Genomic DNA, 22469 nt, shown 5'->3' on the forward strand with positions numbered 1-22469 from the left:
TTTGTAAAAAGCAGCTCGATTGACCTGACAGGCCATCGTTTCCACGCACTGTTTTGGTTCAGAACAGTGCAATATGTTGACGTATTAACTTTATGGCAACTTATTACTCCTTATGACAGAGCCATGCAGATAGTTAATGTAAATCAGACAAGAAATAAGGTCGCAAAAGCGAACTATTAGTTAATCTTTTTACAGTAACGAATTTGTAACGCTGAGGAAGTGCCTACTTAAAATGATAACGAATATACGTATTTTAATAAAATTAATAAATTATTTATATTCTTAAAATTTATAATGAACATTAGCCTGCATTGTACAGGCTAACGTTCAACGATATACTCCCCGGTAGCCGGGAGAACAATGATTATATTTTCGGGAAGCTAAGTGAAGTTAGGGATGACTCACTAACGGCGTTTACAAACTGTTTTCCCCAAAAGACACTTCAATCAGGGTACCCTTGGCCGGACTACTATCTACGCGTAGTTTAGCATTTAACAGGTTGCTGAGCTGCTTCACAATGGACAGGCCAATGCCCTCTCCCGACTCCACATCTTTGAAATTCGGTTCTGTTTTGGCCTCTTTAAACAAGCCGGAAGCAGGTAGATCGATGAGTTGTCGAATAGCGTCTTCCGGTAGGCCCGGTCCGGTGTCTTTCACACTAAACTGCCAGCCGGTATTGCCTTCTACCGGCCCCCACGAAATAGTAGCGCCCCCTTCTTTGGTATATTTAAGGGCGTTCAGAACAAGATTCTGGGCAATACGCTGCACTTTTACCATATCGCCGGTAACGGATAGCGTGTCCGGTCCATCCACCTTCAGCCAAAGCCCCCGCTCTTTAGCTAACGTCTGCATCCCTATACTTAACTCGTTGAGCAGATGAGATGCATCGAAAGCCTGGTTGAAGACCCGCTCCTGACCAGATTCCAGCCGGGAGTAGTCCAGAAGCTGGGTAAGCAGTGAGGTTACCTGGCCCAAATTCCGGTTAAGCATACTCAGCATTTGTTCCCGCTCCTCTTTAGTGTCCATCAGGTTGAGGAGGGCGGCTGCCCCCTGAATAACGCCAAAACTTCCCCTCAGGTCGTGCGAGGTAGTCCGCAGAAACTCGCCCCGTTCCCGAACATAGCGACGCATCTGCTCCAAATCCTGCATCGTTTGCTGCGAGCGCTCCAGTTCCTGAATCCAGCGATTCTGTTGCAGTTCGGCCTGTTTTAATGCGGTAATATCGAGCCCCGTCAGTATGACACCATCATCGTATTTGTCGATCGAAATACCCACCCATTGATCCTGCCGGTCATTTTGTTTGTGCTGTTCGCGATAGGCCGACCTGCCAGTGCTATGAACCTGGCGCAGCTGATCCAGCGTTTCCTGCTGCCACAGCACCGGCGCCAGTTCGGTTGCTGATGTACCCGGCAGGTTAGGCAGGGGTACATTCGCCATTTGAGCGAATCTTCGATTACCGACAATTACCTGGAAATCAAAAACCTGCCCATCTTCCGTCTGTATAGGTTTCAGCATAACAATGGCCGCTGGTGATGTATTAATTACGGCCTGTAGATTCTCGGCAGTTTTGGCGAGTTCGTTATTGGATTTTAAAAGCTTCTTGTTGGCATTCGTCAACTCTTTGGTACGAACCTGCACCCGGTTCTCCAATTCCTGATTAAGGCTTTTCTGCACATGCACTTCCGCACAGGTGCCAATGTAGCCGCTAAAATTACCGTCAGTATCGAAGGTTGGGTGCGCATTTTCCATCATCCACCGGTATTCGCCATCGTTCCGTTTCAATCGGTATTCGGTCTGGTAGGGCTGGCGGGCAGTAAAGTGACCACTAAACGTATTTATATACTCGGTACGGTCTTCAGGATGAATATCAATCATCCACCCCTGATCCGCTTCCTGCTCCGATGCCCGACCCGTGTACTCGAGCCAGGCCTTATTGAAAAAGCTGTACCGACCATCTTCATTGGCCACCCAGATCAATACCGGCGCATTATTGATAAGGGCATGAAACCAAGCCTGTCGTTCTTCCAGCAGTTGCTGAACCTGCCGCTGCTCGGTAATGTCTTCGATAGCCAGCAGAATAGCCTCCTGCCGCTGCTGTTCGATAACCCGACGGGCATGAATGAGCATCACCTTTTCGCCCACCCCCGGAAAATGGTGCTTTACTTCAAACGCCTGAATCAGCACGTTTTTCTGGATAACCTCCTCCAGTAGTTCCCGCAGACGGGGAATATCCCAATGCCGGTTGCCGAGTTCATAAATCATCCGCCCAACTGTTGCATCTTGAGGTATTTTGAAGATCTGGCAGAAGGCTTTATTGGCACTTTTCACTCGCAGATGCTTATCGAGTACGATGGTAGCTTCACTAATGGTCGAAAAAATAGCTTCGGCATACATGTACGCTTCGGCCAGCTGGTCGTTGCGAATCTGTAATTCCTGATTGATAGTCTGGAGTTCTTCGTTGGTCGATTCTATCTCTTCCTTACTCGTTTCCAGCTCTTCATTGATGCTCTGCAGTTCTTCATTACTGCTCACGATCTCTTCATTAACAGACTGGAGTTCTTCGCTGGCAATTTCATGCTCTTCGATAATGCTCCGCATGTCTTCCCGCATCGTGGCAAGTTCTTCTTCAAGCTGTTTGACCCGGCTATTCCGGCCGGCCCCCAGGTTAGGATCATGCACCAGAATACCCTGCTCCTCCCGAAACAGGATTAAAAACAACCGTCCTTCAGCCGCATCATTTAACGGGACAACATCAATGGAAACCAGGTACTTTTTACCAGCTACGGTTATTTCGATGCCCGCTTTCTTCTCCGGCTGGCCGGATTTCTGGGCTTTTCGCACCGCATTTCGAATTTCGAAGGCTAAGGCAGGCCGGGCCATTTTGGACAGATTCAGACTGGCCCGCCCCGACACGTGCTCCAGAAAAAGGCTGGTCTCCCCCCGAAACTGAAGAATATCCAGTTCCTGATCAACCACCACGCTGGCAGGTGTAAATTGCCTGAGCAGTACCTGGTCTACAATACTATCTAGTTCATTCACAGCTTGACGCGCTTTAACTGGTTGATTTTTAGGGCTTCCTTTATCGTTCATTCCGAGGCTTAAACGACGGGGTTGTTGCTGCCCATCTTTCCGATCAATAACCACCTGACTTACTACTACCCCGGCAGATCGCTCGTTTTTACGGATAAATATCTTATAATTTTTGTCAATAGGCCTAAATAAAGCTGAGGTAGCCGACACCGTTTCTGATTTCCCCAGCAATAAATACCCATCGTGATTCAAGGCGTAGTGAAACGTAATGAGCGCTTTTCGCTGTAATACGGAATTCAGATAAATGAGCAGGTTCCGGCAGCTGATCAGATCAATTCGGGAAAAAGGCGGATCCTTTAAGACATTATGCGGGGCAAATACGCACATATCCCGAATCGTCTTGTTGATCTGATACATGGACTGGTGCTTCGCAAAAAACTGCTGTAACCGTTTGGGCGATACGTTGGCTACCTCACTAACGGAATAAAGTCCCTGTCGGGCACGACTAATCGCATTTTCACTCAGGTCGGTAGCAAAAATCTGAATGGTCGTTACCGGTGCTTCTTTTTCGAACTTTTCCAGCAGCAGCATAGCCAGCGAGTAAGCCTCCTGCCCTGTAGAGCAACCGGGTATCCAGATACGTAAGGGTACCTGCCCGCTTTTCTGCCGTATAAGTTCGGGAAAAATGCTATCCTTCAGATACTCCATCGTATCCTCGTCCCGAAAAAAGCTGGTTACATTGATCAGCAAATCGTTGTAAAGCAGGCCCGGTTCGGCGGTATGTTCGCGCAGGTACTGTAAATACTCTTTGAGGGAATCGAGTTTATACAATAACATCCGACGGATAATGCGTCGGCGAATGGTCGTCATCTTGTAGTTACTGAAATCGACACCAATGGCTCTCCGCAGAAACTGAATAATGGGTTGCAGGTCTTCGGTCGAGACAGTCGTTAACTCCTCAATTTCATTTTCGATAGTCGTTTCAGAATCGACCGTTTGCTGAAAGATCATAACCTGCTGACTAAGGTGTTCCAGTTCTTTTGCTATTTCGGCCGGTGACAGAACCTTATCGGCAACCCCTTCGGCAATGGCCGATTGGGGCATACTCTGGAATTTTGCAGACGAATCCTGGGCGAATGTGATGCCTCCGGCCACTTTAATGGCTCTTAGGCCCAGTGTTCCATCATGCGCCATTCCGGACAGGACAATGCCAATGCCCCCCCCTTTTTGGCGTTGGGCCAGGGAGATAAAGAACTGGTCGATGGGCATGTCCGGAACCTCATTTTCCAGATAGGTTTCCCCTTTTTCGGCTTTCTTACGACGTGGCATGAGTGTCAGCACCCCATCCACGATTTCCATATTCTTATCAGGCGGAATTATGTAAACCGTATTGGCCTCGATCCTGATCAGGTGCTCCGCTTCTTTAACGGTCATTTTCGTTACCCGGCTCAGAATAGACGACAGTTGGCTTTCTACCAATGCGTTAAGGTGTTGTATATAAACATAAGCCAGACCGGTTGTTGACGAAAGATTTTTTAACAGTTCAGAGAAAGCTTCTAATCCACCCGCCGATGCGCCGATAGCCACCACTGGAATTGAAGATATCGTGAGTGAGTTTTTTTCGTTAGAGGAACGTTGACTAGGCATAGGTTTTTTTGTGTAAACCAACCGGCAGTTCAATTGTTGACATATTGATTTGAGTGGTTAATTATACTGCTTAAACTAATTCATGCGGACCAACGCGAAAAAGTTCTTAGTCTGCCGTCTATCAGATTTACTCATCAAAAATACCACTCCTAAACCTATTAATGTAACCCATGGCGAAACGGGATATTGTCGTAATTGGCGCTTCGGCAGGCGGGGTTGTCGCTCTTAAAGAGTTAGTAGGTTCGTTGCCATCTGATTTTAACGCAACCATTTTTATTGTCCAGCATGTCGCGGCTTACGCAACGAGTATGCTGCCCGAAATACTGAACCATGCTGGTCCGCTCGAAGCGGTTCACCCGGCCGATGGCGATACCATCAGGTCGGGAATGATCTACATTGCCCCACCCGATCATCATCTTCTGGTTGAGCATAACCGGGTGTTAGTCAAGAAGGGCCCTAAGGAAAATCGCTTCCGGCCGTCAATCGACGCCTTATTCCGATCAGCTGCCTATAACTTCGGTGAACGGACCATTGGCATTGTCTTAACCGGTTTACTCGACGATGGTACGTCTGGAATGTGGTCAATAAAACGGCTGGGGGGAATCGGCATTGTCCAGAAGCCGGAAGATGCCGAATACTCCAGCATGCCAGCCAGTGTACTTGAATATGTAGATATAGATTATGCTGTACCATTAGCCAACATAGGTGCGCTGTTGTGTCAGCTCACCACCGAAGAGTACCCCCAGTCTGAACTGAACATTTCTCCTAAAGAAGAGGAGATTTTGAAAAAAGAAGTTCTAATAGCCTCTCAAAAAAACGCGTTCGAGATGGGAATCCTTGACATGGGCGATCTTTCCCCCTTCACCTGTCCGGAGTGTGCCGGTGTACTGGTCCGTTTCCGGGAAGGTAAATTAATTAGGTACCGGTGTCATACCGGACATGCTTACACGGCGGGGGCACTGTTGGCAGAAGTCGATAAATCCATATAAGATAACCTCTGGAAAGCCGTCCGGGTCATGGAGGAAGCCATTATGCTGCTGGAAGAGTCGGGGAAAGCGTCAGCACAGGGGGGCGACGAGCTGGGAGCCGAACGCTTCTTCAGCAAAGCCCGCGAAAACCGGGAACGGACGAACATGCTCCACAAATTCCTTTTTCAGCAGGACCCACTCCTTCAGCAACCTAACGGAACGCCTAAATAAACCCGATAACGGCCACCAAAAACCAATGTTGATCAGGACGGACATTACCCGTCCTGATCAACATTGCTACACGCCAGGTCAGCAATTTACCTCACAACTACAATTAGCAGTGGGCGGGCAATTCCGCAACTTTCAACCAGAACTGGCAGATGCGATCGATTACCTGAGAGAATGACATGTCGCCCTCCTTCATGGTAATGACCGAGTTAGCCTGCCGTTCGTACCCCTCAATAACCGACTTATCAGTCGGTAAGGCGAGCAACACCACCGGAACCCGGCAAAGGCGCGGATCATTTTTTAACCGCTGGAGGGTATGCAGCCGTTCCAGGGTGTCGGAACGGGCATCCAGAAATACCAGCGCCGGCAACTCCGACTCCAGTAGTTCATCGAGCAATTCCGGTAGATGGATACTCTTCGCCAGTGTCTCAACGCGATACTCAGGCCAGTTTTTGCCAATGATTTGCCGGGCCAGGAAGGCATTTTGCTCGTCGCTGGTCACCAGAAACAGCGAAGTTGCCTGATACGGCAAGCGGCCCGATTCATTCGCAGGAAAGGCTTCATCAAGATGTACGGATGCCCGCACCTCCTCAGTACTCGATGTAGCCAGGTGGTCGCCCAGAGACTGAACCACCTGATTCCATCGCCGACGGCTGACGGGAAAGGTTTCTCCGCTCTGAAGCTGTATTTTACCCGCCATTTTCTGACGTAGCGGCCGTTGTAAATTCTGTACGTAATCTGGATTGATCAGGGCTGTTTTGTGCACCCGAATAAAGCCGGGGAGCCGTCCTTCCAGATAACTGATTGGCTTGGACAGCAGCTTTTTTTCTCCATTTCTAAAATGAAGCCAGCTGTAGTTGTTCGCTCCTAAAAAATAGGCGATTAATTCCGGGCGCTCAAGGGCTGGGTTTATGATGCTCATGAAAGTAGAGGAAGTTCAGAAGTGACGTGTTGTATTTTCTATTCGCTGATGAGTAGCCGACCAACAGGCAAAACAACTCTCTCGTAATCAATAGGCTGTCTCGTTGAGGGAAACTGCTTTTGGCGAACCGTTGAGGACTTCCATAAACACGGAGTTCCAGTCATTAATGAAACGCGGCAGCCCAAAATCACGCATGGCCAGTTCCCGGGCATTATCGCCCATGCGCCGGGCTTCGGTTGGGTTATCCAGCAGAAACTGCATACCCGCCAGCAGTTCGACCGGGTCGGCGGATACAAATCCGTGTACGCCGTTTTGAATCACCGTTGGTAACTCGGTAGTAGCCACGGCCACAATGGGCATGCCAATAGTCATGGCTTCAATAACCGCCAGCGGAAGGCTGCTGTACCGCATGGGGCTAAACAGGAACCGATACTGGGCAACGGTCTGGTGCAGGCGAGTGTAATGAATTTCCCCAATACCGCCAATTTCTGCCGATTTCATACCCGCTACCGTAAGCGGCAACTGCTGCCGAAACTGATCAAATAGATCGAAGCCTGCCATGCGGCCCCGGCGCTGAAGCTCATTGACGACCACGAGCCCCTCCCGGCGCTGGCCCGTATACCGTATTGTTGGATCGATAGCTACGCTGTGTTTGACAACGCGGGTGAGCGTCTGGCCGTTGTCCCACATCAGACGGTTATAATTTGTTACATGCACGAGCGTAACGCCCGGATCGTCGGCGGCCGGGTGCTTCGAATCGGTTGGATGCGGTTCGGGGGTATTGTGTTCCAGATAAATGGTAGGCAATTGCCGCTGTTCGGGCGACAGGATTTCGAACCGGTCGGACTGATAATTCTGCGGTGTCTGGCAAATGACCAGGTCAAGGTCCATGTTTCGGATATCCTCTGCCGGTACTTCCCGAACGTAATCGGGCATGGACGAATCCTGCCCACGGCCGCAGTACCCCTCGGGCGCACCGGGTTTAACCGGCAAATACCAGTTGTGTTCTGCCTGCGTGATCGCGGTTAAATAGGCCCCGTGAATGTGCCAAATCAAAATATTCAATCGTCGCATTGGTTCTAAAATCAAGCTGTTGGCGAGCAAAGTCTGCTCCCTGAGATTGAGTTGACTAACGCCCCCGGCTTACCAACTGTTTACCAGCCTTCCCTATTCCGGCTCTTTTTTAGGGGTGGGTTCCGTTACCTCACTATTTGAACATAAACGCTTCGTCATACGGGCACTCACTAACCTTCCCCAACAAGGTGAAGTTAATCCGATGAGTACAGAACCATTTTCTAATTACCTCAACATAAACTGAACGGGCTATGGACAAAAGGCTAGCGCTTATCTCCGAACATGCGTCGCCGATGGCAGCCATTGGTGGTGTCGACGCAGGCGGTCAGAATATTGCCGTCGCTGAGTTGGCAAAGGAGCTGGCAAACCTGGGATTTAGCGTAGACGTATTTACCCGGTGCTGCTCGCCAACGGAGGCCGAAATCGTACAGTGGCAACCTCGCGTCCGCGTCATTCATCTGGTAGCCGGAGCCCGGCAGTACCTTCCCAAAGAAGCCCTGCTGCCTCACATGGACGAGTTTGCGCAGAATATGAGCCGATTTATTCATACGCACGCGCTCAACTACGCCGTTATCCACGCACACTTTTTTATGTCGGGACTGGTTGCTCTAAAAATCAAGCAGTTACACCGAATCCCGTTTGTAGTCACCTTTCATGCACTGGGGCTGGTTCGTCGGCAATGCCAGGGTAGCTCAGACGGTTTTCCGATCGAACGCATCCTGATTGAAAAGCGGATCATGCAGGAAGCCGACGGTATTGTAGCCCTCTGCCCACAGGATAGCGACGACCTGATAAAACTTTACGGCGCCGATGCGTCGAAAATTTCGATCATTCCGAACGGGTATAATCCACAGGACTTCTTCCCCATTCGGCAGGAGCTGGCCCGCCAGACGCTGGGCCTCGATACGCAGGAACCGATGTTGCTGCAACTGGGCCGGATGGTTCCCCGCAAAGGGGTCGACAATGTTATACGGGCTCTGGCCATCCTCCGGCAAACGCATGGCCTTGCCGCAAGACTCCTGATTGTGGGGGGCGACTCCCGGCAGCCCGACCCCGAACTCACGCCCGAAATTGGCCGACTTCAAAAACTGGCGCTGGCGCTGGGTGTAACAGATCTGGTCACGTTTACCGGAAGCCGTACCCGCGATGAACTCCGCCATTATTACAGTGCCGCCGATGTATTCGTGACAACCCCCTGGTACGAGCCCTTTGGCATTACCCCACTGGAGGCTATGGCCTGTGGCACACCCGTTATCGGAGCGGCCGTTGGAGGCATCAAACACACGGTGCTGCTAAACAAAACGGGGTTTCTGGTGCAGCCCAATGACCCCTCGGCTCTGGCCGAGAAGCTGGCGGTACTAATTACTAACAAACCCCTTCGGCAGCGTTACAGCCAGCAGGCTATCCAGCACGTAAAGACCGGGTATACCTGGACGCGGGTAGCCCAGCAAACCGCCGATTTATATGACCTGATCACTAACGGACGCGTTCAGACGGGTTTCTGGCTGCGGGCCACTGGCCATCAGACATCATCTTTACCAATTCCGGACCGATCGTGAACAAGGCTATTTTTTGGGATAAAGACGGAACCCTCATTCCCGACATTCCGTATAACGTCGATCCAGCCAAAATCACACTTTATACCGATGCCGGAAGCAGTTTATGCCGCCTGCGGGCCGCCGGGTTCAAGCTGATCATCGTTTCCAACCAGTCGGGTGTTGCACACGGGTACTTCAACGAAAGCAGACTCCCCGGTGTCTGGAACCGCCTTACGGAACTGCTCAGCCCCTACGATGCTGAACCGGATGGGTTCTATTACTGCCCGCATTTTCCGGGAGCGACCGTAAAGCGGTACGACTGGGTCTGTACCTGTCGGAAGCCAAGACCGGGCCTTTTACTAAGAGCCGCCAGAGAACACCAGATTGACCTGAGTCAGTCGTGGATGGTAGGCGACATCCTTAATGATATAGAAGCCGGAAATCGGGCCGGTTGTCGAACCGTACTGATCGACCGGGGCAACGAAACGGAATGGCTTATCAACAGCCACCGGCTGCCAACCACGCGAGCTAATACACTCAGCGAAGCCACGGACTATATTCTGGCCACTACCCGCCGGTGGGTACGGCCGGACAGCTCCGATGCCTACCCGAGTTAACCACCCGCTGGCTGATCACTCAGCCATAAATTACCGGAACATGTACCTCAACGCACGACACAACGTATGAATTTCTGGAAAGACGAGCTGCGTCTTCTGTGCGTCAGGCTGGATAATATGGGCGATGTCCTGATGACGACACCGGCCTTTCGCGCCCTGAAAACAACCTGGCCGGCCACCCATCTGACGTTGCTGACCTCGTCGGCAGGAGCGGCCATTGGCGAGTTTATCCCGGAAGTTGATCAGGTAATTTCCTTCGATGTGCCGTGGGTAGCGGGACAGCAACAGCAGCCAGACCAGGTCGTTGCCCTCGCCGACCGCTTACGAAGCTGCCATTTCGATGCAGCCATTCTGTTCACGGTTCAGAGTCAGAATCCGCTGCCAACAGCCATGCTCTGCTACCTGGCTGGTATTCCCCGCGTATTGGGCTACTGCCGGGAGAATCCGTACCACCTTATAACCGACTGGGTGCCTGATCCCGAAATCCTGGTGGCTACCCGGCACGAAGTTGTTCGACAGTTGGATCTGGTACGGGAAGTTGGTTGCCACACAGCTAACCATCGCCTTTCCCTGACGCCACCCCTGGCCGATCAGCAACGGATACGCCAACCTTTGATTACCGCCGGGCTCGATTTTCAACGGCCGTGGCTAGTACTGCATCCGGGCGTGAGTGAAGAGAAACGACGGTACCCGGCCGAGAAATTCGTGCTGGCGCTTCTACCACTTATTCAGGATTCCGGCTACCAGGTAGTGCTGACGGGCAGCAAAAGCGAGCAACCGCTGACCAGCCAGATCCAGAAACAATTGGCCGGACAGTCCGTGGATCTAGCCGGTCGGCTTAGCCTGGGTGAGTTGGCGGCTCTTCTGGCCGAGGCCCCATTGCTCATTGCCAATAACACAGGGCCGGTTCATATGGCGGCTGCGCTGGGAACGCCTGTTGTGGTGCTATACGCTAAAACGAATCCGCAGCACACGCCCTGGCAAGTACCCAGCCGGGTGTTGTATTTCGACGTTCCTGACTCTCTGCGTTCAAAAAATAAACTCTTACAACAGTTTCCGGAGCCAGCGGAACCGGTTGCCTCTCCGGAAGCCATTATCCGGGCGGTACACGACCTTATGGCTCAATGGCAACCAATCGCTTAACCAATCAACGTATGTATACTTTAGGAATCAACGCGGCTTTCCATGACCAGGCGGCTGCCCTTGTCAAAGACGGTGTGGTACTGGCCGCTGCCGAAGAAGAACGCTTCACCCACATCAAACACGGCAAGCGCCCAATCCCCTTTTCCACCTACGAGCTGCCGTATAACGCCATTGATTTCTGCTTGAAAACGGCAGGCATTAACCTGACCGACATCGACCATATTGCGTACTCCTTCGACCCGAACCTGGTCATTGGCGACCATCAGGCTAAAAATACCGTTGAAATTCCGCTGCGTCCGGGCGTTAACTCGCTCAATGGCTGGCAAAATCCCTACGACGGACTGTTCCTTTCCTCGATCCTGAACGCGCCCGGCCATCTGGTCGATGGTGTTCCGCTGCACCTCTCCGACCGGTTTCGGGGAGCTACGGCACAGGGTCCTTACCAGTGGCACTTTGTGAATCATCACCTGGCGCACGCAGCGAGTGCCTTCCAGCCGAGCCCCTATGAGCGGGCTGCGGTGCTCGTGATCGATGGTCGCGGGGAAGTGGCAACAACCAGCTATTGGCTGGGCGACGGCAACGACATGACCCTGCTCGACGAGGTCAAACTGCCGCATTCGCTCGGGCTACTGTACGAAGAACTGACAACCTACCTTGGTTTTCTGCACTCGTCGGACGAATACAAAGTGATGGCGGTGGCTTCTTATGGGCAACCTACGTTTGTCGATTATTTCCGGCAGGTCATTCAATTGGGCGAGGGTGGGCAATACACCATTGCCCCGCTGAAGCTGGAAGAAACCTTCGGTCCGGCTCGTCGGCGCGGTGGTCCGCTGGAGCAGTTTCACTTCGATCTGGCGCACTCCGTTCAGGCCGTTCTGGAGGAAACCGTCCTTCACCTGCTCAACTGGCTTCACGAAAAAACCCAGGCCGACTCGCTTTGCATGGCCGGTGGTGTTGCGCTCAACTGCGTGATGAATGCCCGTCTGCGCGATAGAGGTCCGTTCAAGAACATCTGGGTTCAACCGGCTGCCGGTGATGCCGGTACCGCGCTCGGAGCCGCTATGTGGATCGACGCCCAACAACGGCCTTTGTCAGAGCGTGCCGAACGACGTTACGAAATGCACCACGCCTACCTCGGCCCAAGCTTCAACGACGACGACATTGAATCGTTTCTTCGCTGGTCAAAGCTTCATTATCGGCGGCTTACAAATCGTTCGCAGGAAGTTGCGGCCTACCTGGCATCGGGTCATATCATTGGCTGGTTCCAGCAGGGAATGGAATTTGGCCCGCGTGCGCTGGGTGCCCGCTCCATTCTGGCGCCCCCCTTTCCAGCCGAAATGCAGGCGAAACTGAACGATCTGAAAGACCGCGAGGACTTCCGTCCGGTAGCCCCAGCCGTGTTGGAGGAAGCCGCCGACGCGTATTTCCTGAACGCCCGCCAATCACCGTTCATGCTGTTCGTGAACGACGTACGTCCGGAGATGGTCGATGCCATTCCGGCCGTTACCCACACCGATGGAACCGCCCGTATCCAGACGGTAAACGAACAGCAGAATAAGCCCTATTACGATTTGATTAAAGCCTTTGCCGAGCAAACGGGCGTACCGGTGCTGGTCAATACATCGTTCAACACCCGTGGCGAACCGGTTGTTTGTACCCCTCGCGACGCCGTGGAATCGTTCTGGACATCACCCCTCGATGCGCTGGTGATCGGTTCGTTTATGCTGGAAAAAAACCGGGACGGTCTGGGCGATACCTATCAGGAGCTAACCCAAACCGAAACCATCACTGCAGACGCTCAGTAATGCATGGAACAAGCTATGGTTACCGTTATCATCCCCACCTACAAACGACCGGCCCTGCTGCGTAAGTGCCTGATGTCGCTTAGCCAACAGTTGTTGGCTAAGGAGACGTTTGAGGTCATTGTCGTGGACGATGGAAATGAAGCAGCCGTGGCAGAGCTGGTAGAGACCGTTGCGGAACAGACCGGTTTAACGACCCGCTACCTGGGCCAGCAAAAGCGCCAGGGACCGGCAGCCGCCCGTAATGCGGGCTGGCGGTCGGCCCGGACGCCGTTCATCGCCTTCACCGACGATGACTGTTTACCCCAGCCAGTCTGGTTAAGTACGGCGATGGTGCAGTTCCAGCGGGGTGCGCAGGTGATCACCGGCCGGGTCACTATGCCGATGCCCGAACAGCCTTCGCATCACGACAAAACAACGGCACTACTGGAAACCGCCGAGTTTGTGACCGCTAATCTATTCTGTCGGCGATCGGTGCTGGAGCAAGTGGGCGGTTTCGATGAGCGGTTCGACATTGCCTGGCGTGAAGACAGCGATTTACACTTTAAGATCATTAAGGCCGGCATTCCAATAGTGCCCTGTCCCAATGCGGTGATCGTTCATCCGATACGGTCGGCACCGTGGTACGCCCCCCTCCGCGACGAACGAAAGAATCGCTACGATGCCCTTCTCTATAAAGAGCATCCGGCTCTGTTCCGCGAACGGATACCGGCCTATAAATGGCTTGTGATTCGGTATTATGTGAGCGTCTTATCGTTGCTGATTGGAATTATCGGTTTACTTGTAGGTAACAGTCAAGTAGTTGGCTTTGGATTTAGCCTTTGGTTGTTACTCACACTGGTACTTATTAACGAACGGTTAGACAACCAGCCGATCAATAGTACGACGGTAAAAACGGCCCTGCTCACCAGTCTGGCAACGCCGTTTCTATCGGTCTACTGGCGATTGTATGGTGCCTTCTCGTTTCGTGTCTGGTACTGGTAGTCGGTGATTTCCAGAGGTTCCGCCACCCTACACCCTTTCAGTTTATATGGATAAGTTGACACATGCACTGGGGTACGCGCCCCGGAGAATTGCTGTTTTTCGGGCAATCCAGCTCGGCGATCTTTTGTGTGCAGTTCCGGCATTCAGAGCCTTACGAGCTGCGTTTCCAGACGCTCATATCGCGCTGATCGGCTTGCCCTGGGCCAAGGAATTCGTTACCAGTTATCCGCGCTATTTTGATGAGTTTATCGCCTTTCCCGGCTGGCCCGGCCTGCCCGAGCAACCCATCGACCCCATAAAAACGGTTGCTTTTTTGCAGCAGATGCAAACCCGGCAGTGGGATGTAGTGCTGCAGATGCAGGGCAATGGTACACTGGTCAATGCCATGCTGAGCCTCGTTAGCGCCAAAGCGCTGGGCGGATATTATCCGGCTGGCATGAAATCGGAAGAGTGGGTCACCCGTTCGGGCCTGTTTTTCCCCTATCCGGTCAAAAGTCACGAAGTGCATCGGCATACGAGCCTGATGAGCTTTCTGGACATTGCTCTTCAGGGCGACGCTCTTGAATTTGAACCCGACGAAACGGCCCGTCAGCAGGCGTTGGGGTTATTGACCGAAAGCCGACTGGAACCCGGTCAGTATGTATGCATCCATCCCGGTGGCGTATCGGGTCGACGGTGGCCTGCCCATCGTTTCGCCGACGTAGCCGATGCGCTGGCCGACAAAGGGTATACCATTGTATTAACCGGAACGGCCGGAGAAATTCCGATCATCGACGAAGTTCAGAGCCGGATGGATTACCCGGCCGTATCCTTCGCCGGGCGAACGAGCCTGGCTACACTAGGTGCCATTCTGCAATTTGCCGCCCTTCTGGTCAGTAACGATACGGGTGTGGGCCATTTGGGCACTGCCTGTCACACCCCCAGCATCATCCTCTTCACGTCCGCAGACCCCGCCGAATGGGGGCCACTGGACACCAGTCGGCACCGGGTGATTTATGAAGACGATGCCAAAGACACGCACAGGGTTATGGAAGAGGCCATTTCGTTATTAACGACTTACCGTCCGTATTACCTGGAAACGCAGACGAAAGCCGTTACAGGCTAAATGCTCTTTATTCAACGTTGCCCGCAGGTTGAGCCACACAGCCAGATGTTGTCTGACCGAGTGGCTCAACTTGCGTGCAGTTCAGGATTAATTCATCCCGGATAAGGAGACATCGGCCTTTTGAATGTAGTCTACAGGCTCCAGACTGAGTACGGCCAGGGGCAACGCCGTAAATAATTCGGCAACCGAGATCCCATCATTCACCGCGCCCCGGCTGTTCACAAGTTGGTGTTGCCAGACAGAAGGCGCTTCAGCGGGCAGACTGATCCGTGTATCCTGCCAATCCAGTCCAAACACATCCGTCGACTCCGCACTGCACAGGCGAGCCAGACCCAGTGGTACGGCAACCACATACCAGACTTCTCCCTGCCGACGGGCAAACGCCAGCACATGCCGTTTATAACGACCCTCCACCGCTAACGGCAGGTACTCGCCCAAGGCAAACAGGTCGGGATGGCGGTTGCGCTCAGTTAACAAGGTATGCGCCAGCCAGAGTTTGATGCGGGCATCGTACCGACTGGCCCATAAATCAGCCCAATGGGTATCGGATGCGTCTTTCAGCAACTCGCTGAGTGCCTGCTGGCGACTGACAAAGTCAACCGGACGCCGGTTATCGGGATCGACCAGACTCAGGTCCCAGCCCTCGCAGCCCTGGTAGATATCCGGCACCCCGGACGTCATACATTTGAGTACCAACTGCGCCAGCGAGTTGATGATACCGAAATCGGCCACGCGTTGATGAAACTGGCGAAAGCTGGCCCAGAATGGCCGGTTCCTGTCCAATAACTCCACGGCGAAAGTCTGAGTAGCGGTTTCGTAAGCTTCGTTGGGGGCGTCGTAAGTCGAGTTACGCTTGGCTTCCCGTAGGGCTTTTTGCAGATACTCCGTCAAACGATCCGGGAAATCAGCCTCCTCAGACGTAAGCGCAGCAGAATCATTACCCGGCATTGGATACGCGCCCACCAACGTCTGGTAAATAAAGTACTCGTCGTTGGTGTCGGGGGCTTCGGAGGTCGTGTCGCTGCCCGTATCAGCCGACTTCAGAGCTTTGTTAAGCTGCTGCCACTCCTGCACGGCGGCAATCCATTCGTCGGTCAGATCGGTGAGCACATTCAATCGGCTCCGCACATCCTCCCCTCGCTTGGTATCGTGGGTGGAGGTGGCGTTGAGGGCCAGCGGCCACTGCCTCTGCCGGTCCAGCATCTTCTGATGAAAAGCTTCGACCGTCAGGCCGAAGTACGCCGGCGAGTCGCCCACTTCGTCGTGGCCAATGAAGCGGGTGTAGGTGTACATGAGCGTATCTTCCACACCCTTGGCCATCAGCGGACCGGTGAACTGCATACACCGCTGGTAGAACCGCAAGGCCCGCTGCTGATAATCGGCCGGGGCCGAGGGCGGGTTCTGCAGCAGGGCTTCGTCCAGCAGGCCAACGGCGGGGGCCAGTTCGGGTTTGTGCTTACGGATGCGGCTGAAGATGGTCCGAACGGCCGTGGTCTCCTCTTCGCTCAACGGCATCTGGTTGCCATAGTAGCGGTAGACGGGGCACTGAATCAGAAACTCACCGATGGCCGTTTTCAGGCTGTCCTCCGGCACGCTCGCCCGCACCGACGTATCCAACAGATTTGAATCGAGGAAAAGGGCGTACAGATTATCCAGTTCGCCGTTCATGTGCTGGTAGAGGATATAGGCTTTTTTGTCGTGCAGCTCCGCCCGCACGGCCATTTTCTCGCCCAGCAGGGCGTGGTAGAAGCGGGTAAAGCTGGCTTCACTCTCGGTGCGGGTGAAGAGATTATTGACCATCGAGAGGTAAGCATAGCCTGTAGCGCCCTGTACGGGCCAGTCCGCAGGCAATTCTTCATCATTCTGGAGAATCTTCTCGACGACGATGTAAGCCTCCGGCCCGGCCAGTTGGCGCAGTCTTTGGAGGTAGCGTTTGGGGTCCTGAAGCCCGTCGATATGGTCGACCCGCAGGCCGTGGAAAACGCCGGCATCGAGCAGAGCTTTGGGTAGTTGATGTACCGCATCGAAGACGGCCGGGTCCTGAATGTTGAGGCAGATGAGGGCGTTGACCGTGAAGAAACGCCGGTAGTTGATCTGCTGGTCGGTTTCGCCGTGATAACACAGCCGGTAGTCTTGCCAATCAACGATCTGTTTGATGAGCGACGGGTTTTCATTAACGACCCTCAGACAACTCCGGACAAATGCTTCCTTGTCGTTCTTAGCCATCAGTCCGGCGAGCGTCAGTTGACAGGTATCCGATAAATGGGCGTAAGCATCCGTATCACTAAACTGCTCAAGCAGACTTAATTGATCTATCAACGCCTGTACCGCGTCAGGAATAGCAGCACCGCCAGCCTGTAAAATGGGACTATAGACCCGTAAATGCAGCGGATAGCTCGTGTCGAAATAAGTAATGACAAACTTCCCCTCCCGGTAGTCGACGGTGAGTTCGTTGCGGTCGATGACTTCATCCAGCGGTGAACCCAGGAAGGGCACCATGAGTCGGCCCTGATGGACGGGACTTTGCCAGTCGATGTCGAAAAACGTGGCGTAGGGCGACAGCTGGCCTTTTTCCAGCACATCCATCAACCACAAATTATGCGGATCGAAGGCCATGTGGTTGGGCACGATGTCCTGTATCCAGCTCATGCCCCGCTGGCTCAGTTGCTGGCTAATGGCTTGCAGTTCTGCTTCGGTACCGATTTCGGGGTTGATGCGCTGGGGGTTTACCGAATCGTAGCCGTGCAGGCTGCCGGGTACGGCTTCAAAAATGGGTGAGGCATACAGCGTACGGACGCCCAGTTGGTCCAGATACGGGATGATTTGCTCAAAATCACGAAAGGTAAAGTCTTTGTGGAATTGGATCCGGTACGTGGAAACGGGATTTTTCATGGTGTTGAGCGTAAAGAATAAATGATTCGGGTTGTAGCGAAATAGTATCGCCGTTATTGATTAGAGCCGGGCATTCGCTGCGGGCCGATGGCGCATTCGGTTGCCATTGCGCATCGGCAGAATCCAGCAGTTTGTCCCAACATATGTCCTCACCCGATACACAAAGGGTTGTTGACTGGGGTTGTTTAGAGAAATTCATCAGGCACAGTACGTGCTGATCTTCGTGCCAGCGATGTACGGTCAAAAGCTCTTTATCGGTATCAGCATCGACGTCGAGGTGGTTCCGGTCGAGATGGTACAGGGCCGGCAGGTGATGGCGCAGGGCAATCAGCGTCTGGTAATAGTGTAGTAGCGTCCGGTGCGGCTCCTGGGCGGGTAACTGCCATTGCAGTTTTGTCTGTTCGAATGTTTCTTTCGTTTGCGGGTCCGGGCCGTCGTCATCTTCATCCGCAAACTCATCTTTTCGCCCCTGCCGGACAGCTGCGGCCAGATCCGCTTCGGTATGGTTAACGAAGTAGAAAAACGGGTTTGTTTCGCCCCATTCCTCACCCATAAACAACAGCGGAATAAAGGGGCTCACCAGCACCGCACCGGCCATTAGCTTGAGTGTTTCGTAACTATACAACTGACTTGACCGTTCACCCTGCTTCCGATTCCCGATCTGGTCGTGGTTCTGTGAAAAGACGATAAACTGCTCGCCCGGATTGTCATGAACCTTTTGTCCGAACAGCTTCTGGCGAACGTTGGAGAACTGCCCATCATAAACATACCCATCTTTATATGACTTGGCCAGGTGATCCAATCCGTTGAAATCGGCATAGTACCCGGTTTTATCTTCACCAACCGCTACCCGAAGCGAGTGGTGAAATTCATCGATCCACTGAGCGTCCATGCCATAGCCCTGTTCGGATAGCGGTTTCAGGTAACGGGGGTCGTTCAGGTCGCATTCGACCAGCAGGTAATGTTGACGCCCGGTTAAGCGTATGAGTTCGTCGACCCGCTGCCGGAGTTCCTGGAGGATATGGACGGGGCTGAAATCTTTCAAGGCATGAACGGCATCGAGCCGCAGGGCGTCGATATGAAAGTCCCGAAACCACATCAGGGCATTTTCAATGAAGTGACGCCGGACCCCATCGCACCAGACATCATCGAAATTAATGCCTCTCCCCCAGGGCGTTCGGTACTTATCCGTCAGGTAGGGACCAAAGTTCTCCATCGGGTTTCCTTCCGGTCCGAAGTGATTATATACCACATCCAGAATAACAGCCAACCCTTTATAATGACAAAGGTTCACTAGGTGCTGTAGTCCCGGAACACCTCCGTATGAGTTCTGCACGGCAAACGAGTACACACCGTCGTAACCCCAGTTCCGGGAATCGGGAAACTGCGATACGGGCATAATTTCGATGGCCGTCACTCCCAATGCTTTCAGGTAGTCCAGTTTGGCTTCCAGGCCTTTAAACGTACCCGTTTCAGTGAATGAGCCGGTATGAAGTTCATAAATCAGGTAGCTGTCCAGCGAATGGTTTGTCCAGCTGTGGTCTTCCCAATAATAGGCCGCGGTGTCGACCGCCTGCGAAGGGCCATCTACCCCTAGTGGTTGATAGAGCGATGCTGGGTCAGCGTATTCCTGGTTGTCGTTGAGCACGAAGGTGTACTGATCGCCGGGTTTAATTTGATCGGTAGTCAGGTGCCAGTAGCCAAGAGCACCACGGGCCAGTGGTAAAGCCTCCGACTTAGTATGCACTTTAAGCGCTACCTGAGTAGCCTTTGGTGCCCAGACCGTTACCTCGGCATCGGGTTTATTAGGAAAGCTGATGCCAATTGATCGTTTATTTACGTTGAGTTGATCCATAAGAGGAAAAGTAGGAAGTACCGACAGGGCGATACTTCCGCAGAACAAAAATCAGTTGGTTTTCAGTCGATACCAGGTATACCCATATCCTGCTAATGGAATAGTGACAGTACCCTTAGGGCCCGACTGCTTTGTACTGTTATCCAGCAAATTGACCAAAACGCCCGTTGGTTTGGTGAAAGCATTCAGGGTGCATGATTTTGGTTCGGCGCTGAAATTATGCACCATCAGCAGCGAACGTCCCTGCCAGTCATACCGAATGGCCAGCACGTTTTCTGAACCCGTGTCAAGCAGTTTCCAGTTGCCCCATCCTATCTCGGGGTACTGTCTGCGCAAACGGGCGAAGCGGGCCACCCGATTGAGCAGCGACGTTGAGTCGGCCCGTTGGGCAGCTACGTTGACCCGGCTGTAGCTATAGGGCCCTTCATTAATTATGGGGCGCACCAGTTTGGCAGCAGCTGAGAAACCGGCATTGGTACCGGTTGACCATTGCATGGGCGTCCGAATGGAGAGCCGCTCCTTGAGTCGCAGATCATCGCCCATGCCAATTTCCTCGCCATAGCGGATAACGGGCATGCCGGGCAGCGAAAATAACATACTGTAAGCCAGTTCGACCAGACGCGGATCGGCGAGCATAGGCGCCAGCCGCCGACGAATGCCCCGATCGTACAACTGCATCGTCGAATCGGGGCCGAATTTGGCGTACACTTTTTCCCGTTCCTCATCGCTGAGCCGACCCAGATCAATTTCGTCGTGGTTTCGCAGAAAATGCGCCCACTGAGACGTTGGCGGGATATTTTTGGTATCGACCAGTGCCTTTTGCAGAGATTTCGTATCTGACGTTGCCAACGCATAGAACAAATGCTGATTGGCGAAAAAGTTAAACATCGTATGAATTCCCTGTCCTTCCTTGCCAAAATACGGCTCCTGCTCCTTCGGGTCGACGTTTGCTTCGCCCAGTAAAATGGCATCCCGTTTATGCCACTGAACGTACTGATGCAATTGGCTGATGATACCAAACTGATGCTGGGGTTTGTCGGGGTCGAAGCCGGGGTTAGCCACCTCAATCAGGAACGGGACGGCGTCTACCCGAAAACCGGCAATGCCCTTATCCAGCCAATAGCGAACAATCTTCCGCATTTCCTGCATCACCGCCGGATTCTGCATGTTGAGGTCCGGCTGAAAATCGTAGAACCGGTGGTAGTAATATTCACCCGCCTGCTTGTCGAACGTCCAGACGGCCTTCTGTACGCCCGGAAATACCATGCCCGAATCCCATTTTTCAGGCCGCTCCTTCGACCAGACATACCATGACCGATACGGTGAATTTTTCTGTTGCCGGGCCTGCTTGAACCACGGATGCTGATCGGAGGTATGGTTCGTGACTAAATCCATTATGATGCGAATGCCCCGTTGATTGGCCTGTCGCAAGCATTCATCAAAATCCTGAACGGTGCCCAGATGAGTGTCTATGCCGTAAAAGTCTGAGATATCATAGCCATCGTCTTTGTTGGGCGTTGGCTGAAAGGGAGCTAGCCAGATAGTTTGTACGCCTAACCTTTTAAGGTAATCCAGCTCCTGCGTCAGCCCTTTGAAATCGCCGTAACCGTTACCGTCCGAGTCTTTAAAGACCTCCACATCAACGTTGCAAATAAGGCTGTTTTTATACCATAATTCCTCCACAAAATCAGTCGGCACCGGAATGGGTGGCGTTTCATCAGCTTTGGATTCGGTAGAATTCGACTGGCAGGATACGAGGATACTAACGCATAGCAGAACAAAAAGTCGTTTCATAGAAGAACAGGGCTGGCCATCTGGAAGAATAACTCCATAACGGACCATCCTGTTAGGCAAGTTACCGTTTCTCTTCCTGGAGGGTCATTTTGTTGTACTTATTCAATAGGTACCATAAGAAAATTTAGATTCTCAAATGAAAGCTTATCCATTTGATTACCCATAAAGTTAAGTCCATATGAAGAAAGAGGCTATTCATTTAGAAGACTGGCAACGGATTCTGCTCGGCGATGCCCCAGCTGAATTTTTAGTGGAGGTACTCATCCGAACATCGTTGATCTACCTTATTTTGCTGATCGTGATGCGGCTATTGGGAAAGCGAATGAACGGACAGCTTACCAATCTGGAGCTGGCTGTAATGCTGACGATGGGAGCCATCATAGCTCCGGCCATGCAGTTGCCCGACCGGGGTTTACTGTCGGGAGTACTGGCGCTGCTTTGTGCACTTCTTTTTCAACGAGGTACCAACTGGCTCGGAATCAAAAGCAGCAAAACCGAAAAAATCATTCAGGGAACCGCCACGGTACTGGTGAAAGACGGCGTTTTTCAACTGGAACAGATGGTGTCGAACCGGCTGTCGCATCAGCAGGTTTTTGCCGCACTTCGGAGTGAAAACGTGTACAACCTGGGCGATGTGAAAAGACTGTATCTGGAAGCGTACGGTATGTTCAGTATTTATCGGGCTGAGCCCGGAAAGCCGGGTTTATCGGTATTTGAGCCCTCCGACGAAGAGATTCACTCCATTCATGAGCAACCGGAATCCGAGGCTCTCGCCTGCACCAACTGCGGCAATACGGTACCCAGCCCACCTCAACCAGGCCATTGTCCGGTATGCCAGGCCACTAAATGGATACCCGCAGTACGCTGATC

Annotated in this window: 15 protein-coding genes; 9 read left to right on the plus strand and 6 right to left on the minus strand. The window is 52.7% G+C overall.

Annotated features, from left to right (window positions below):
* Positions 1–414: 414 nt before the first annotated feature.
* Positions 415–4677: a CheR family methyltransferase gene (locus ACYVJM_RS06790; protein ID WP_461147432.1), complete on the minus strand. Its 4263-nt coding sequence runs from the start codon at positions 4675–4677 to the stop codon at positions 415–417.
* A 170-nt stretch (positions 4678–4847) separates the two neighbouring features.
* Here ACYVJM_RS06790 and ACYVJM_RS06795 point away from each other — a divergent pair, with 170 nt between their 5' ends.
* The gene (locus ACYVJM_RS06795; RefSeq protein WP_461147433.1) at positions 4848–5666 is read left to right on the plus strand and encodes a chemotaxis protein CheB; all 819 of its coding nucleotides are present in this window, start codon (positions 4848–4850) and stop codon (positions 5664–5666) included.
* A gap of 27 nt (positions 5667–5693) precedes the next feature.
* Positions 5694–5876: a hypothetical protein gene (locus ACYVJM_RS06800; RefSeq protein WP_461147434.1), complete on the plus strand. Its 183-nt coding sequence runs from the start codon at positions 5694–5696 to the stop codon at positions 5874–5876.
* Between the two features lie 103 nt (positions 5877–5979).
* Here the strand turns inward: ACYVJM_RS06800 and ACYVJM_RS06805 are convergent, their stop codons facing one another.
* Together ACYVJM_RS06805 and ACYVJM_RS06810 are read right to left on the minus strand one after the other, a co-directional pair.
* Positions 5980–6795 carry a response regulator transcription factor gene (locus ACYVJM_RS06805; RefSeq protein ID WP_461147435.1) on the minus strand — a complete coding sequence of 272 codons (816 nt, stop codon included), beginning with the start codon at positions 6793–6795 and terminating at the stop codon, positions 5980–5982.
* An 87-nt stretch (positions 6796–6882) separates the two neighbouring features.
* Positions 6883–7869 (minus strand): glycosyltransferase, encoded by a 987-nt coding sequence (locus ACYVJM_RS06810; RefSeq protein WP_461147436.1) that lies wholly within the window; start codon positions 7867–7869, stop codon positions 6883–6885.
* A 251-nt stretch (positions 7870–8120) separates the two neighbouring features.
* On the opposite strand from ACYVJM_RS06810, the gene ACYVJM_RS06815 reads away from it, so the two are divergent.
* The 6 genes from ACYVJM_RS06815 to ACYVJM_RS06840 all read left to right on the plus strand — a co-directional run bounded on the left by ACYVJM_RS06815 (position 8121) and on the right by ACYVJM_RS06840 (position 15058).
* Positions 8121–9428, plus strand: a complete 1308-nt coding sequence (locus tag ACYVJM_RS06815) for a glycosyltransferase family 4 protein (RefSeq protein WP_461147437.1) — start codon at positions 8121–8123, stop codon at positions 9426–9428.
* Positions 9425–10024, plus strand: a complete 600-nt coding sequence (locus ACYVJM_RS06820) for a D-glycero-alpha-D-manno-heptose-1,7-bisphosphate 7-phosphatase (protein ID WP_461147438.1) — start codon at positions 9425–9427, stop codon at positions 10022–10024. The genes ACYVJM_RS06815 and ACYVJM_RS06820 overlap by 4 nt, the downstream gene beginning before the upstream one ends.
* Before the next feature lie 66 nt (positions 10025–10090).
* Positions 10091–11167 (plus strand): glycosyltransferase family 9 protein, encoded by a 1077-nt coding sequence (locus ACYVJM_RS06825; protein ID WP_461147439.1) that lies wholly within the window; start codon positions 10091–10093, stop codon positions 11165–11167.
* An 11-nt stretch (positions 11168–11178) separates the two neighbouring features.
* Positions 11179–12972: a carbamoyltransferase family protein gene (locus ACYVJM_RS06830; protein ID WP_461147440.1), complete on the plus strand. Its 1794-nt coding sequence runs from the start codon at positions 11179–11181 to the stop codon at positions 12970–12972.
* Positions 12973–12975: 3 nt separating this feature from the next.
* Positions 12976–13953 (plus strand): glycosyltransferase family 2 protein, encoded by a 978-nt coding sequence (locus ACYVJM_RS06835; protein WP_461147441.1) that lies wholly within the window; start codon positions 12976–12978, stop codon positions 13951–13953.
* A gap of 46 nt (positions 13954–13999) precedes the next feature.
* Positions 14000–15058, plus strand: coding sequence for a glycosyltransferase family 9 protein (locus tag ACYVJM_RS06840; protein WP_461147442.1), 1059 nt, complete (start codon positions 14000–14002; stop codon positions 15056–15058).
* Between the two features lie 87 nt (positions 15059–15145).
* Here the strand turns inward: ACYVJM_RS06840 and treY are convergent, their stop codons facing one another.
* From treY to ACYVJM_RS06855, 3 genes are read right to left on the minus strand one after another with little or no spacing between them, the layout of a single operon-like run.
* Positions 15146–17950 (minus strand): malto-oligosyltrehalose synthase, encoded by a 2805-nt coding sequence (treY, locus tag ACYVJM_RS06845; RefSeq protein ID WP_461147443.1) that lies wholly within the window; start codon positions 17948–17950, stop codon positions 15146–15148.
* The gene (gene treZ, locus ACYVJM_RS06850; RefSeq protein ID WP_461147444.1) at positions 17892–19805 is read right to left on the minus strand and encodes a malto-oligosyltrehalose trehalohydrolase; all 1914 of its coding nucleotides are present in this window, start codon (positions 19803–19805) and stop codon (positions 17892–17894) included. Before treZ ends, treY begins: the two co-directional genes overlap by 59 nt.
* A gap of 51 nt (positions 19806–19856) precedes the next feature.
* Positions 19857–21599, minus strand: coding sequence for an alpha-amylase family protein (locus tag ACYVJM_RS06855; protein ID WP_461147445.1), 1743 nt, complete (start codon positions 21597–21599; stop codon positions 19857–19859).
* Positions 21600–21777: 178 nt separating this feature from the next.
* On the opposite strand from ACYVJM_RS06855, the gene ACYVJM_RS06860 reads away from it, so the two are divergent.
* Entirely contained in the window at positions 21778–22467 is a 690-nt protein-coding gene (locus ACYVJM_RS06860) for a YetF domain-containing protein (protein ID WP_461147446.1), read from the plus strand.
* The last annotated feature ends 2 nt before the right edge of the window (positions 22468–22469 follow it).

The organism is Spirosoma pulveris (assembly GCF_054781875.1).

Coding starts and splice junctions, on each gene's coding strand:
- ACYVJM_RS06790 (WP_461147432.1), bottom strand. CDS start 4,677: ATGCCTAGTCAACGTTCCTCTAACGAAAAAAACTCACTCACGATATCT.
- ACYVJM_RS06795 (WP_461147433.1), top strand. CDS start 4,848: ATGGCGAAACGGGATATTGTCGTAATTGGCGCTTCGGCAGGCGGGGTT.
- ACYVJM_RS06800 (WP_461147434.1), top strand. CDS start 5,694: ATGGAGGAAGCCATTATGCTGCTGGAAGAGTCGGGGAAAGCGTCAGCA.
- ACYVJM_RS06805 (WP_461147435.1), bottom strand. CDS start 6,795: ATGAGCATCATAAACCCAGCCCTTGAGCGCCCGGAATTAATCGCCTAT.
- ACYVJM_RS06810 (WP_461147436.1), bottom strand. CDS start 7,869: ATGCGACGATTGAATATTTTGATTTGGCACATTCACGGGGCCTATTTA.
- ACYVJM_RS06815 (WP_461147437.1), top strand. CDS start 8,121: ATGGACAAAAGGCTAGCGCTTATCTCCGAACATGCGTCGCCGATGGCA.
- ACYVJM_RS06825 (WP_461147439.1), top strand. CDS start 10,091: ATGAATTTCTGGAAAGACGAGCTGCGTCTTCTGTGCGTCAGGCTGGAT.
- ACYVJM_RS06830 (WP_461147440.1), top strand. CDS start 11,179: ATGTATACTTTAGGAATCAACGCGGCTTTCCATGACCAGGCGGCTGCC.
- ACYVJM_RS06835 (WP_461147441.1), top strand. CDS start 12,976: ATGGAACAAGCTATGGTTACCGTTATCATCCCCACCTACAAACGACCG.
- ACYVJM_RS06840 (WP_461147442.1), top strand. CDS start 14,000: ATGGATAAGTTGACACATGCACTGGGGTACGCGCCCCGGAGAATTGCT.
- treY (WP_461147443.1), bottom strand. CDS start 17,950: ATGAAAAATCCCGTTTCCACGTACCGGATCCAATTCCACAAAGACTTT.
- treZ (WP_461147444.1), bottom strand. CDS start 19,805: ATGGATCAACTCAACGTAAATAAACGATCAATTGGCATCAGCTTTCCT.
- ACYVJM_RS06855 (WP_461147445.1), bottom strand. CDS start 21,599: ATGAAACGACTTTTTGTTCTGCTATGCGTTAGTATCCTCGTATCCTGC.
- ACYVJM_RS06860 (WP_461147446.1), top strand. CDS start 21,778: ATGAAGAAAGAGGCTATTCATTTAGAAGACTGGCAACGGATTCTGCTC.